Annotated in this window: 14 protein-coding genes; 2 read left to right on the top strand and 12 right to left on the bottom strand. The window is 39.2% G+C overall.

Features of this window, described 5'->3' with window-relative positions:
- Positions 1-322: 322 nt before the first annotated feature.
- The 8 genes from PLEUR7319_RS41690 to rd form a co-directional block, all read right to left on the bottom strand.
- The gene (locus PLEUR7319_RS41690) at positions 323-472 is read right to left on the bottom strand and encodes a hypothetical protein (RefSeq protein WP_019507778.1); all 150 of its coding nucleotides are present in this window, start codon (positions 470-472) and stop codon (positions 323-325) included.
- A gap of 449 nt (positions 473-921) precedes the next feature.
- Positions 922-1,722, bottom strand: coding sequence for a hypothetical protein (locus PLEUR7319_RS0124005; protein ID WP_019507777.1), 801 nt, complete (start codon positions 1,720-1,722; stop codon positions 922-924).
- Between the two features lie 165 nt (positions 1,723-1,887).
- The gene (locus PLEUR7319_RS0124000; RefSeq protein ID WP_019507776.1) at positions 1,888-2,796 is read right to left on the bottom strand and encodes a metallophosphoesterase; all 909 of its coding nucleotides are present in this window, start codon (positions 2,794-2,796) and stop codon (positions 1,888-1,890) included.
- 348 nt (positions 2,797-3,144) lie between these two features.
- The gene (locus PLEUR7319_RS0123995; RefSeq protein WP_019507775.1) at positions 3,145-3,780 is read right to left on the bottom strand and encodes a DUF998 domain-containing protein; all 636 of its coding nucleotides are present in this window, start codon (positions 3,778-3,780) and stop codon (positions 3,145-3,147) included.
- 260 nt (positions 3,781-4,040) lie between these two features.
- Positions 4,041-4,748 (bottom strand): sterol desaturase family protein, encoded by a 708-nt coding sequence (locus PLEUR7319_RS0123990; RefSeq protein WP_019507774.1) that lies wholly within the window; start codon positions 4,746-4,748, stop codon positions 4,041-4,043.
- Positions 4,749-4,775: 27 nt separating this feature from the next.
- Positions 4,776-5,309, bottom strand: a complete 534-nt coding sequence (locus PLEUR7319_RS0123985) for a DUF421 domain-containing protein (protein ID WP_019507773.1) — start codon at positions 5,307-5,309, stop codon at positions 4,776-4,778.
- Positions 5,310-6,098: 789 nt separating this feature from the next.
- Positions 6,099-6,515, bottom strand: a complete 417-nt coding sequence (locus PLEUR7319_RS0123980) for a VOC family protein (protein ID WP_019507772.1) — start codon at positions 6,513-6,515, stop codon at positions 6,099-6,101.
- Positions 6,516-6,607: 92 nt separating this feature from the next.
- On the bottom strand, positions 6,608-6,769 hold the full coding sequence (gene rd, locus PLEUR7319_RS0123975) for a rubredoxin (protein WP_026102744.1): 162 nt from the start codon (positions 6,767-6,769) through the stop codon (positions 6,608-6,610).
- A gap of 179 nt (positions 6,770-6,948) precedes the next feature.
- Between rd and PLEUR7319_RS0123970 the strand changes: the two genes are divergently transcribed.
- Positions 6,949-7,617 carry a HEAT repeat domain-containing protein gene (locus PLEUR7319_RS0123970; protein WP_019507770.1) on the top strand — a complete coding sequence of 223 codons (669 nt, stop codon included), beginning with the start codon at positions 6,949-6,951 and terminating at the stop codon, positions 7,615-7,617.
- Positions 7,618-8,301: 684 nt separating this feature from the next.
- Here the strand turns inward: PLEUR7319_RS0123970 and PLEUR7319_RS0123960 are convergent.
- The 4 genes from PLEUR7319_RS0123960 to PLEUR7319_RS0123945 all read right to left on the bottom strand — a co-directional run bounded on the left by PLEUR7319_RS0123960 (position 8,302) and on the right by PLEUR7319_RS0123945 (position 11,661).
- Positions 8,302-9,543, bottom strand: a complete 1,242-nt coding sequence (locus tag PLEUR7319_RS0123960; protein WP_019507768.1) for a VWA domain-containing protein — start codon at positions 9,541-9,543, stop codon at positions 8,302-8,304.
- 185 nt (positions 9,544-9,728) lie between these two features.
- A complete protein-coding gene (locus tag PLEUR7319_RS0123955; protein ID WP_019507767.1) occupies positions 9,729-10,523 on the bottom strand; it encodes a glutathione S-transferase family protein in 795 nt (264 codons plus the stop codon).
- Positions 10,524-10,663: 140 nt separating this feature from the next.
- Positions 10,664-11,107 (bottom strand): VOC family protein, encoded by a 444-nt coding sequence (locus PLEUR7319_RS0123950; RefSeq protein ID WP_019507766.1) that lies wholly within the window; start codon positions 11,105-11,107, stop codon positions 10,664-10,666.
- Positions 11,108-11,154: 47 nt separating this feature from the next.
- Positions 11,155-11,661: a TIGR02652 family protein gene (locus PLEUR7319_RS0123945; RefSeq protein WP_019507765.1), complete on the bottom strand. Its 507-nt coding sequence runs from the start codon at positions 11,659-11,661 to the stop codon at positions 11,155-11,157.
- Positions 11,662-11,751: 90 nt separating this feature from the next.
- Here PLEUR7319_RS0123945 and PLEUR7319_RS0123940 point away from each other — a divergent pair, with 90 nt between their 5' ends.
- Entirely contained in the window at positions 11,752-12,282 is a 531-nt protein-coding gene (locus tag PLEUR7319_RS0123940; protein WP_019507764.1) for a gamma carbonic anhydrase family protein, read from the top strand.
- The last annotated feature ends 312 nt before the right edge of the window (positions 12,283-12,594 follow it).

Here is a 12,594-nt window from a genome sequence, read left to right as displayed (position 1 = left end):
CTAACTAAAATAACTATTCATTCAGTTCAACATTTACATTTTCTATCGCTTCTTTATTTCCCTTTCCTGGGACATCGGTAGTAATTTTTAGATGAGCCACATTCACTACACCAACACCGACTTCTAGAGTTACTCTTTCACCATCAATTTCTTTTTTTCGTACTCTTTTACCAGCGACTTGGAGTATATCTAAAACTTGGTCAACTGCACCTTGAATTGCTTCTTCTGTAACTTCTTCTACATTTGCGTTGGTAATAACCGAGCTATGTGATAATATTTGTGTTTGCTTTGAGACTTTTTAAATTAATTATTTAAGAATTTGCTAATCACTTTTTCTAATAAAAAGTACCACTCCACCAATAATTAATAGAGCAATTCCCCACCAAAGAGAATCACCTGGAAGCACTTTAAGTAATAGTGTAGTTATACCTGAAGTAATTAGCGACCATCCTGCGGTTGTTTGATATTGCATTATTATTTGGCTTCAAAGTTTGTTGAATTTAATTTAGATATAGTTTTTATACTTATCTACTATTAATAATAAGATAATTAAAAATATAAACCTCTATCAATAGATGCAGCAATTCCTAATACTAAATATTTGAGCAGAATAGCTAAATGCGATCCGAAATATTTAGAGCTTTTTTCTTTATCAAATTCATTCCCCACGCAGATACCATGAATAATTGCAACTGCAATTTTGACAGAAATATCATTAATTTTTAGTTGTTATTGAAAGCAAATAATTAGTTTACTCACCAAAGTTTCTTCTTATTACTTGTTTTATTATTTGTTGTGTCTGCTGGATTTTTATAACTAACCATACTGAAATTAATTTAATTTATACAACGGTTGCGATCGCCGATTAATCATATTTAGATTAAAGCGATCGCTATAATACCTATAAACTAAAAATTAAAATTATTCTAGAAGCCCTTCGTCTTCAGCCGAAGGATAGATAATGTCTACAACTAAAACGGGTTTTTCGGTATATTCAGCCTCGATTTCTTCCTGCACATCTAAGTCCCAAGTTAAGTCATAATCTCTTTCAAAATCAGCTTTAATGTAGGGGCGCACTATACCTGTAACGACTACTTTTTCATCTGCTTCGGGAATCGGTTCGCCACTAGCGTTGATAATCAATAGATCGTCACCGCCAATTAGCTGGTCTTCTTTGAGAGTAAAGGCGTAATCGTTTCTAATTTCATCTACTTCACCCTCAACTGCAATCTCTAAATCGTAGTAACCTTCAGGATCTTCGGAAACCTCCTCTAAGTCTGGAGATAGAACCATATACGTGGCTAGGATGACAGGCTTAGTTTCATATTCTACATAAAGTTCTGGGTCGAGTTCGAGTCCATAATCGCGCTCGACATCTGCCAAAACCAAAGTGCCTAATTCTCCTGTAATCTGTAGCTTCAGGTCTTCAGCATCTTCTGGAACAACTTGCTCGGAAACATTAATTACCAGAACTTCATCCCCTTCAAGAAAACCCTCTTCTTCTAAAACAAAAGATATTCCAGGCTCTACTTCCTTAACTTCACCTCTGACGGTTACTTCCTCTCCCAAAGCATTGTCTTCGTCTTCAGCTATTTCTTCGATTGTGGTGTTACCGTCTGTTTCTTGTGCCTGTAGTCCTTTGTATTCAGCAGCAGTAAATACCAAGGCAAAAGCTAATAATGAGATTGAACTAGTGCCGATTAATGATTTAAGTTTTAGCATTGTTTTCTATGATATTTGGTAGTAGGTAGTAACTTTGTTATGAAACGATAATTTGCGTACAGGCAAGTCTATCCTATGAGCAAACTTTGCCTGTATATCTTGAGACTCATGTCTTGCCAGTCAAAAGATATAGTTATGTTGAAAAAGTATTCTCTTAAAAATTCATTAGTTGACTGCTCCTGATTGAAGCGTAAAAAAGGTCAGTTCGGGGGGACAGAATAAACGTATTGGAACAATACTCATGCCAATGCCAGGATTAACATAAAGCCGATTACTGGGTTCGCCATAGCCTCTCGCCCAGCCATCAGCATAGACCTTGTCTTTCTGTGTAAAACGCAACCAAGACCATTGTGGTGTGCCTGGTATGCGAACTTGTCCCCCATGAGTATGACCTGCTACTGAAAGTGGTGCTGTATTGGCAGGAAACTGCTCGAAGGTGTCTGGGTTGTGCATCATGACGATTCGAGGACTGCTATCTGGTACTTCGCTTAAGGCTTTATCCACATTATCTCGGTTTGCCCACAGGGAACCAACTCCTACCAAATACAATGATTCGTTATTATCAGGCGATCGCAGTTCGACTGCCTCGTTTTCTAAGACTTCGATTCCAGCAGCTTCTAAAGCGGTTTCTAAGCGTTCGGCTTCTCCCGTTTTTGGCTGCGCTTTCTTACTACTCATCCCATAGTCATGATTCCCTAGTACTGCATAGGTAGGGATGCCAGCTTCTACTAGAGGACGAACAATATCTACTGCTGTTTCGATTTCTGGCTTGATGTTTTCACCTGGATGGTAAAGAAAATCTCCGCTAATCAAGGCTAATGCAGGTTTAGCTTCAACTATTTTCGCCACGCTACGATGAGCAGTACCGCGATTGTCACCCCACAATCCAATTTGAAAATCTGTAATTTGCGCGACTTGCTTACCTTCCCAGTCAGCAGGAAGATTGGGAATGTTTGCGGTTTCTGTTTCGGTATTAAGTGTACGAGGTTCGATAAAGCTCCAAATGATTAATAGAGTAATAATACCTCCCAATCCAAGAGCAGTATATTTAAGTTTTTGAGCTGTATTTTTCATAGCTTATAAAAGGTTTATTGACGCTCCCGCCGTCGGAGACGGTGCGTTCCACATAAAATATCACTTGTTATTTAGATGCCCACTTATGACTCACTCTCCAAGCGTAGTACTAAAGTTCACCAAGTGTAATCAGTTTACAACGACTCAGGCTCTCGACAGATGAAGATTTGGCATCAAAATTGTAAAGTTCAAAATTCATCCTGTCGGGCAGCGCGTACGTACAACAGGGCGTACGCCCAATGCGATGCTAATCGCATCTTGCCTGCTTCGCAGCCTGTGTCGTCTTCGACAACTACATGCGGACAAGTCATTTGTCAGCTTCGCTGTGTGCGCCGAAGGTCTTCTTTATCAAGAAGTGAAAGATAATTTTCCCTGACCTCTTTTAATTAATAGCCACGACATCGCAGCTACCCACGAGATTGTAATTAAGGAAATAAAACGTTCGTATGCACCATCTATATTGGTCGGAACAAAAAAGAAGATAGGAGCTAAAACCGTCCAAACAATTGCCGTACCAAGACTATAGCGATACCAGTTGCGACCAATTCGACGCAAGCCAAAGCTGAGAAGCAAGGTTATAGCTGCAAACAGTACTGCCAAGGCGTACACGCACTGAATATGAATCGAAGCCCCAACTCCTTCTCTACCTGCATATTGGTTATGCTCGGCAATTAGAATGACATCAATACCAAGCAGTCCTAGCAAAACAGAGCCAATTTTCCACCTCAATCCGTTTAGATTCAAAACGTAGAGTCCAATTCCACAGGCAATCATCCCTGCTGCATAAAAATCCAAGCCCATGTCCTGAATCCAGGCAGACTTTTCAATTGCCAAAGAGCTAATAGTTTCGCTAATCGGATTGTGGTCTTTGACTACAATAATACCGATTATGTCTGTAGCGATCGCAGCTATGCAGCCAATTATGCCGATAACGCCACAAATTTTTAAAAGTGGAGAACCCGATAGTTCAGTTTTTTCATTCATCTCAAATAATTTTTTTACTTAATTTTTAGTTTTATTGTCAAAAAGCCCCCGTTTCGAGCTTGCACGAGAGGCGGGATAGCTCACGAATTACAAATATATCGACTGCTGATTGTCTAAAGGTATGTTTTTCACTGTTTTTTCAAAAAGAAGTAATTTAATAAATTTATCGGTAACTATTCTGTTGCTGGTAGCATGATGACTTTTTTAGCCAAATCTAACGTTTGCAATACTCTAATCGCCCACCAGGTTGGATCGATTATTTAGTTAGTTCCCAGTAGTCGATCCCAGAAGGTGAAATATAGTCCGTAATGCCGAGTGTATTGACGATGGTGTAGAGAGTGATGATCCCAACTAATGAACCATTTTCCCAACCAGTGATGGGGAAAGCCAGGAAATAGTTCAAAACCAAGATGGTTGACTAATGCCCAGACAGTCATAGTGATTAGCAATAGAGTCAGAACGTAAATATGCAGGGGAATTACAAACACGACTGCAACCATAAACAGTCCTTGAATTAATGCTTCGGGAAAATCAAGGGCAAATGATGTCCAGGGTGTCGGATTTTTAGAACGATGATGTCCCCGATGCAGCCAGTTATAAACTAGGGGATGATGGAAGCCACGATGCAAGAAATAAAAAACAGCATCCTGGAGAAAGATTACGCCTAGAAAACTAGCAACTAAATAAATAATTCCGAGATCATCAATTGACTTATACAAGCGAGTAGCCCCAGAATCGTAGATACACATTACCAGTGCTGCACATATAGATAGAGCCAATGTCGTAAAAACTGATAGAGCAATATCTCGCTCGATCGCTTGGCGACTAGGAGATTTAATATTATGAGGTTGTTTTATCAGCTTATGGTCATCCGAATAAAACAGCCAGTAAGTTCCTCCCGCTACTAAAAAATAGCGCAGGAAAATGATGCCAAAAAAGGCACAAAGATAATAAAGCCAGAGTTTCATTGAATTGATTGTTGTGGTTAGTGATTTTTAATTGGCACGAGCCATTTTAGTGCGATCAAACTCCCTTACATCTTTGAGTGCTGAAGCGGAACTATCATCGATGTTTTTAATCACGCTAAAGCTACCGTCGGTTTCTAAAATCACCGCATCCGCATCTTCAACCGCTGACACGCCACTAGTACGCAATGCAGCCAAGACTTCCCCCTCGGCAATACGTTCTTTTTTCATCACGTCATGCTGCATTTCGCCTCGATAAAGCAGTAGTGCGGGTTCAGATTTTATTAGCTTCTGAATAACCGAAGTGCGGACAGAGATCCAGGTAATAATGTACTGAAGCAATACCAATAGGGCAAAACCGAGAATCCCTTTGCCAAATGCATCTTTAGTAGATAGTAGTACACTGGCGAAAACCGAACCAAGAGCGATAGTAACTACAAAATCGAAAGAATTCCACTTTGCTAGAGTTCGTTTACCTGATAAGCGTAACACCAGAATGATTGCTACATAAGCAATAATCCCTGTAATTATAGTTTCTAAAAATGGATTGAGATTACTAAACATAATAGTTTTTTCCGAGTAAGTAGAAATGAGAAAACTCGCTACACAGGTAGAACCATTAAACCTAGTGCTTTCTCAATCAATGCAGTTGTAAACTTTAGTACACCAAACTTACATCTACACTTTTAGTCGATCAGGTTCTATTCATTTAACGAGTTTTAATTAAATCGATCAATCGATAGTTGAATTTATGATTCAGCAGCAGGAACAACTTCTACCTGCTCGATGTTGACGCTATTAACACCCGTAATTTCCTGTGCTAAAGGCTCAATAGTTGAGTATTCTTTATCCCCAGGAACAGTACCTATACATCCTTGAGAGCGCGGACTGCTGCTTCTGCCTCATCTCGACTGTAGAATAGACCAGCAGCACGTTTGTAAAAGGAGTTGTTCATATTTGTATATTTTATTTTATAGAAGTTTATAGCGGTCTCTTGGTTATAAGTTGTGTAAAACCAACTGAAAGAGCTATAAAGCTTAATTAACACTGTTTATAATCACACTATCTTGTACGCAATTCATCTATCGAAGGAATAATAAAGTTAGTTAGATTTTGAGCATAAAAAATCGATAAATTCAGTAGATCGAAAAAGGGATTAAAGGCATGATTTGTAGTTCATAAGAACTAAATAATAGCTAGGATTCAAGATAGTAATTAGGTTTAAGATAATTAAAACGGTTTTGTTTTTTTGAAGCTCGCGATCGCTTAATTAAAAATAATTTTTCGATCTACTGAACCTTAAGAGGTTTTAAGAAGACCGCTTTGTATGCATAGTATCAATGTCGGGAGAAGTCACATAGTTTTCTCGACTGTCAAACCAACTTCCTGTCCATAAGAAAGTTCTAGCGTATGACCATCAGGATCGCGCAAAAAAGCCCAATAGCCTACAGGATGTCCAGAGTCATGCGGTTCTTTAATCAGAACGCCCTCAATACGCGCTCTGTTACATAAAGTATCCATATGTTCGCGACTTGGGCAACCAACACCGAGATGCGCCAATGGAGAGAGAACTGGATGAACCTCCTCAGACCCCAAGAGAACAATGGCAAAGGGACGAGTATGGTCGGAAAGCAAAACTACAGAAATACCTTCCTCTGCATCAATACGCCGATGAATAACTTGCATTGCTGCATAGGTGGAATAGAATTCGATACTTCGCTCAACATTTGAGACAGGAAGGGCGATGTGAGTCAGTCCAATATCAATCATTGCTCTATGAGAAGACGTTAACCAATAGTCAATAGCCTTCTTGATAAAAGTTTATAATAGTTTTTACGAGTAAGCCAAATAACTAAAAGACGCTACTCTGGTGGTTCAAAATCTGATTTATCCGCCCCGCAGACAGGACATACCCAATCCTCTGGTAAATCCTCAAAAGCAGTTCCTGGTTTAATTCCACTATCAGGATCGCCTACTTCTGGGTCATATTCGTAACCACAAACTGAGCAAATATATTTCATGATGTTTCTCCTCTCAATTTTTCTTCCCTTAATACTTATGATCTTAGAAGGGATAATTTCCAGAGAATATTAAATTAAATTGCTAACTGGCAATTCTTAATTTTGCTAGTGTACTTAGTAGAACGATCTCACTTTTTAAAATGTTTAATAAAGCTCAGTAAACACTAAAACCTAAAACTTACATGAATAATGATCGCCTGGAGCAAATCAAACTGAACTTACGTGACAATGCGATCAATATACGTAAAGCTGCATTAGATGAACTAGCAAAGATGCCTTCTAATAAAGCGTTACCAGTATTAAAACAACTCGCTCAAGATCATGATTTTGCCTTACGTAAAATTGCCGTGATGGGTTTTGGTAATCATCTCACTGAGGAATCTTTCCAGATACTTAAAAATATTTTAGAAACTGAACAAGATGCTAACGTCTTAGCTGAGGCTGCTAATTCCATCTTTGAATTTGGCGATCGCGCAATTCCACCACTTCAAAATTTATTTACTACTTCTGATAATTGGTTGGTACGTCAGACAGTAATCTCGATCTTAGTAGATAGCGATAATTCTCAGGTTTTACTTCAAGTAGCTAACGAAGCTTTATCCGATGAAGATCAAACAACTAAAGAGACTGGTATTTTGGCTTTAAGTCGACTTTTAAATTCTCCCCTTAAACAAGAAGCTTTACAGTTATTTAGTATCTTGGCTGAAGATACCTACTGGCGGACAAGATGGCGAACGGCGATCGCTTTAACAGCCTCACAGGATATTAAAGCCAAAGAACTACTGGCAAAATTGCAACAAGACGAACATTATCGAGTGGTTGCGGCAGCATTGGAACAACCTCTACCATGATTCAATTAATGACAAACAACAATTAAATTAATAGTTTCGACTACATCCAACTTACTTATTGTTTAGTTTCAAGAAGTTATATAAACAAGAGTTGCAATAATGACTTGATTAGAAATAGTTTTGGATATTATTAATAAATATAGAGTTTATAACCCCTTTAGAAGCTAGAATTGTTGCTTATTAATTGATCCCCAACAGTTTTCATTAGTGGTTTTAGTTTCCAACTTGGGTTTTAACCGTGAAACAAATGTTTTGACTATTAGGAAATAAATATCATGAAAGCTGCTTCTCACTTAGGACAATCTTTTGCTTTTGCTCTACTGTTAGCGATCGCTAGCATTGGAGTAATTTTATTAATCTCCATGACTGTTGGTCAGTTATGAACCGCATCTAGTTTGAGCGTGGGGGATGCTGAATTTAGTTCAGTATATCCAACCACGCTGTTGAAACCTGTAGTTTTTAATGTAACTGTTCGAGAAAGTAACAAGTAACAAGTAGCAAGTAACAAGTTGTTCTTGATTCTTCTAACTCAAACTTTATTTAACCAGCAAAACTCCAGTTTTCAATATGGACGGGGTTTAACTTGTAAGACAAGAATGAACTAGGCAAATATAATTGATGGCTCATCGACTTAAAATATCAGTTATTTTAAGCTTCTGGCAATTAGCTAGGAGCTTTACTCATTTATTCACGCAAAATAGTTTTAGAGACTAGGCGAGTTTTCTTGCGATCGCCCTCAGATAAATCTTTGCCGATTTGTAAACGGGTAGCATTAGTTTGAAGTATGGTCGCGCCTTCTTTATCTCCTAGTTGTAAGGCAGTTTTGGCAGCAGTTTGTAGCATAGTGGCGGCTCCAATATTATCGCCTTGCTGTAATTTAGTTTCAGCAATCTGAGTTTGACGATATTTAGCTAAAGTCAAAATATTGTTTTGAACAATGTCACTGGGTTGCGGTTGATAAGGATTTTGAGCGTCTATTTCAATCGCCAAAATATCTGAATGCAAATTCTCTTGATTAGCTCCAGGATCGTCATAACGAATCTGTACTGCTGCTATTTTATTTTTTCCTAAAGGAAGTTGATTAATATAAAAGTTGATTAGGATAACTCGTGGTTGATCGATCATTAGATCTCCCAAGCGCACAGAAAAATAATTACCTTCCATTTTGACGGGTAATTCTATAGTTTCGGGAGCTACCTGTGCCAAGGGCTTAAGTTCTGCTAATCGTACTTTGGGCATTAACTCAACAGTAAGATGACTATTTGTTAGACCTACAGCTTGAGCGCGGGCAAACAACCGCTCAAACTCAATAATCGCTTGATCTGGCTGTTCGATATAAACTATAGTTCCCTGAGCGGAATCAGAGATTTGCTCTAAAACATCTTGATTCCAATGTTCTCCAAAACCTAAAGTGTCAATGGTGACATTGTACTCTGCTGCTAATTCCGCTAATTTAAGACAGCGATTATTATCACCATGTTCATTTTCGCCATCAGTGAGTAAAAAGATCCGAGACACGCAGTTTTGATTGCTAGCTGCGACTTCTTTGATTCCTAGGCGCATTCCTTCATCAATAGCAGTTCCACCATCGGCAACCATCAGCCTAATTTCTTGCTTGATTTTTTCAATGTTGTTAACTAACTGGTTGGGAACAATTACTTTTGCCCGATGAGCAAAAGCGACAATACTAATGCGATCGCCTGGCTTGAGTTTTTCGATGATACCGATAGCAGCATCCTTAACCATCTCCAAAGGCTTCTCGAACATTGAGCCACTCCGATCTAACACTAGACATAAATTCAGTGGTAAATCTCCCCCTGAACTATCGGCAATGGCTGAGATAGCTAAAGATAGCTGGCGCTGACTGCTGGTTAATTGAGCATCAATATTAGTATCACTGAGATAAGATTGTATCCCTACTCTCATAATTGCTTGGAAATATAAAAAATAAAACTGATGACTCTATGATACGAGCTTTAAATATAATTTCTCAGATTTATCCAATAGCCTTTATAGAGGAGTATCAAAGAAAATACTCCTCTAATTTTATTTGTTTATAATTTCTTACTTTCCCAAAAAATCTGTAAGCTCTAAGCCTTAAGTTTTAGAGTTTACTCAATATTGATCGAAGTTGGAGAGGAAGTGTTGCCAAAATTGCTGGTGCTAGAGCCTTGGCGAAAATCTTCATAGAGACGATCGCGCCAAGCAAAAAATGGTTCAAAAGTAATGTTGTCAGCTAATCCTGGAATACCTTTACCTTTGAGGGGATCGGGTATATCTAAATAAGAACCAGCCGGAAACTTTAACAAAATGCTCAACCCTGCTACGGCTAGGTCAGCTAAAGTTGGTTGATCTCCAGTTAGGTAGGGCTGATTTTGCAAAATTAGGCATAACGCTTCTAAATCTTGAGTGAGACTTTTCTTGGCATCCTTGACTGCATCTCCGCCAAAACCTACCCCTGTGCCCAAAACATCTAAAACTTCTCCAGGAATTGCTCTCACAACAGTTTTGACAAAATCTGGGGTGTTGGCTGGCAAGACAGAAGTCCGAAAATTTTGATTTTGATTTAAAGCACCAATAAAAGCCTTACGCCCCTTGAGACCGATAGAGACATCCGCCCATTCTTCCATTAACAAGCATTGCCCTTTTGTGAGAGGCTCAGTGGGAATAATCGGACGTTCAGGATATTTGCGTTCTAAGTACAAAGCGATTTCTGTAGAGTCAGCAACGTAGGTACTGCCGTCTTTAAGTACTGGAACTTGGCGACTGCCAGATTTCTGCATTAATTCGATTTGACCTACCCCAGGGGTAACTTCAATTTTACGGTATTCTAGCTGTTTGTAATCCAGAATGAGGCGAACTTTCTCTGAATATTGAGATAACTCAAACTGATATAGCTCTAACATAAAAACTCCTTAATATCCAATCAACTTGACTTTCGTACTGTTAATCTAGCTGGTTTAAAAATTTATGGCATCAGCTTTCAGTCTAGACAAGTTAATTGACTTAGTTGCTAAATCATCAATTTATCTTTAGAAAAGCTATTTCAAGATCTCTGGTGTAGCAAACGAATAAATTCTAGGGGCAAGCCATCAGTATCAGCGATGAAAGCAACTTCGTAAACACAGTCACCAATCATTTGTTGTTCTGGTTTAAGTAAGACTTTAAGAGGTTGAATTAGTTCGGAGTTAGCTTGACTGGCGATCGCTATTTTTTGAGTTAAATTTTCCAACCAACTCGGTAAATCAGAAGTTAGATTGGTTAGGTCAAAAGAAAGATGATAATAACCGACATAATGTTCATCATTAAAGGCATCGGGAGCAGGTTTCGGTTCCGGAATTTGGATTAATTCAATTCTGCCTCCTAGCCCAGTCATCCAGCAAGCTAGGGTATATCCAGTGGTAAAACGCTCTTGGACAGTAAAGTCTAGCTGTTCATAAAAAGCGATCGCCCGATGAATGTTTGCTGTACGAATCGAGGCATGATGCATCATGACACAGTTTTCAAAATTAATTTAATTCAAATTTAACAATCAGTTTATTCAAATAGAAAGCGATAAGGATATTGACGAGGTACTCCAGGTTCTTTTTCGAGGATAAAATTGATAATTTCCCAACAGGGATCGGTGCTATCTTTAGAGCTAAATCTGATAGGTAGTCCATAAAGCTTAGGAGACTTGAATTCTGGAGTTTCTCGCCAAGGGTGACTACGTCCCAGATAAGAACTTACCAAATCGCGATAGCGATTAGCAATAATGACCCTGGTAGCTCGATAGCCTTCAGCATAAAGTCCATCAAGAGCTTCATGAATCTCAAACCGAATCCCATCAGGATGGGTATGTTGACGATACCATTGATTTTCCCAACGTCGCCAACGTCTACCTGAGGGGAGATGAATTAATTCTTTGATTTTAGGGTCAGCTTCAAAAGCACCATGACGACTACAGAGATAGGTGTCCGTCAGAGTAAGAGCAGGAATTGTCTGTCGGCAGTGAGGACAAACAATTTCGGGACCAAAAACAGGGTATTGTAATGCTAAATTCATATATCAACAACTTTTTCTCTTACCTTATAACACGGCTCACTCTTGTTGCGCTTGATTGTCTCAATATCGTCAAATAGATTATTGCCAATTATGACTCACCCTGATAGTTCTTACTGGTCTGCTCCCGACTTATCCCAAGCTGCCTTTGTTGCTGCTAATGCTACGGTAATAGGTAAAGTAACTTTAGCTGAAGGTTCTAGCATCTGGTATGGGGCAATAGTCAGGGGGGATATCGAAAAAATTGTCATTGGTAAATATACCAACATTCAAGATGGAGCAATTTTGCATGGCGATCCCGGTAAACCGACAATCCTCGAAGATTATGTCACTGTTGGTCATCGGGCAGTAATTCATTCTGCTCATATTGAAACTGGCTGCTTGATTGGCATTGGTGCTGTCATTCTGGATGGAGTGAGAGTGGGTGAGGGAAGCATAATCGGTGCTGGTAGTGTTGTCACCAAAGATATTTCCCAGCGATCGCTCGTTGTCGGGGTTCCCGCTCGTAGAATTAAGCAGATTAGCGATGAACAAGCCACAGAACTTTTAGAACACGCCCGTAACTATGAAAAACTGGCACAAGTTCATGCTGGAACAGGTACAGATATCGGTTTTAATAAATAAATAGCTATTAGCTATTAGCCGTTAGCTATTAGCTTCAATCAAATAGAGTCTTGAACTCGTCTTACGACAATAGCTTTAACGAGGACAAAGGCTTAAGCCGCATGTACCCTCGCAACGCTTTGTCGCGCTACCTGATTGTAGACACCGCCAAGGCGGTGGAGTCTTATACCCAATTACGCTATAGACAGTTTAACCAAAGCTAAGAGCTAAAAGCGGCGCATCGCGCACATGCGGCGAACTATACGCCTTTGTTGTTGGTTCCCAGCAAAGAGCGAATGCGCCAAGAAGCTAAAGGCTAAAAGCTTTTTGATA

The sequence above is a fragment of the Pleurocapsa sp. PCC 7319 genome, from assembly GCF_000332195.1.
Classification (GTDB): domain Bacteria; phylum Cyanobacteriota; class Cyanobacteriia; order Cyanobacteriales; family Xenococcaceae; genus Waterburya.
This window is presented reverse-complemented; position numbering and strand designations above follow the sequence as displayed.

Coding starts and splice junctions, on each gene's coding strand:
- PLEUR7319_RS41690 (WP_019507778.1), bottom strand. CDS start 472: ATGCAATATCAAACAACCGCAGGATGGTCGCTAATTACTTCAGGTATA.
- PLEUR7319_RS0124005 (WP_019507777.1), bottom strand. CDS start 1,722: ATGCTAAAACTTAAATCATTAATCGGCACTAGTTCAATCTCATTATTA.
- PLEUR7319_RS0124000 (WP_019507776.1), bottom strand. CDS start 2,796: ATGAAAAATACAGCTCAAAAACTTAAATATACTGCTCTTGGATTGGGA.
- PLEUR7319_RS0123995 (WP_019507775.1), bottom strand. CDS start 3,780: ATGAATGAAAAAACTGAACTATCGGGTTCTCCACTTTTAAAAATTTGT.
- PLEUR7319_RS0123990 (WP_019507774.1), bottom strand. CDS start 4,748: ATGAAACTCTGGCTTTATTATCTTTGTGCCTTTTTTGGCATCATTTTC.
- PLEUR7319_RS0123985 (WP_019507773.1), bottom strand. CDS start 5,309: ATGTTTAGTAATCTCAATCCATTTTTAGAAACTATAATTACAGGGATT.
- PLEUR7319_RS0123980 (WP_019507772.1), bottom strand. CDS start 6,515: ATGATTGATATTGGACTGACTCACATCGCCCTTCCTGTCTCAAATGTT.
- PLEUR7319_RS0123970 (WP_019507770.1), top strand. CDS start 6,949: ATGAATAATGATCGCCTGGAGCAAATCAAACTGAACTTACGTGACAAT.
- PLEUR7319_RS0123960 (WP_019507768.1), bottom strand. CDS start 9,543: ATGAGAGTAGGGATACAATCTTATCTCAGTGATACTAATATTGATGCT.
- PLEUR7319_RS0123955 (WP_019507767.1), bottom strand. CDS start 10,523: ATGTTAGAGCTATATCAGTTTGAGTTATCTCAATATTCAGAGAAAGTT.
- PLEUR7319_RS0123950 (WP_019507766.1), bottom strand. CDS start 11,107: ATGCATCATGCCTCGATTCGTACAGCAAACATTCATCGGGCGATCGCT.
- PLEUR7319_RS0123945 (WP_019507765.1), bottom strand. CDS start 11,661: ATGAATTTAGCATTACAATACCCTGTTTTTGGTCCCGAAATTGTTTGT.
- PLEUR7319_RS0123940 (WP_019507764.1), top strand. CDS start 11,752: ATGACTCACCCTGATAGTTCTTACTGGTCTGCTCCCGACTTATCCCAA.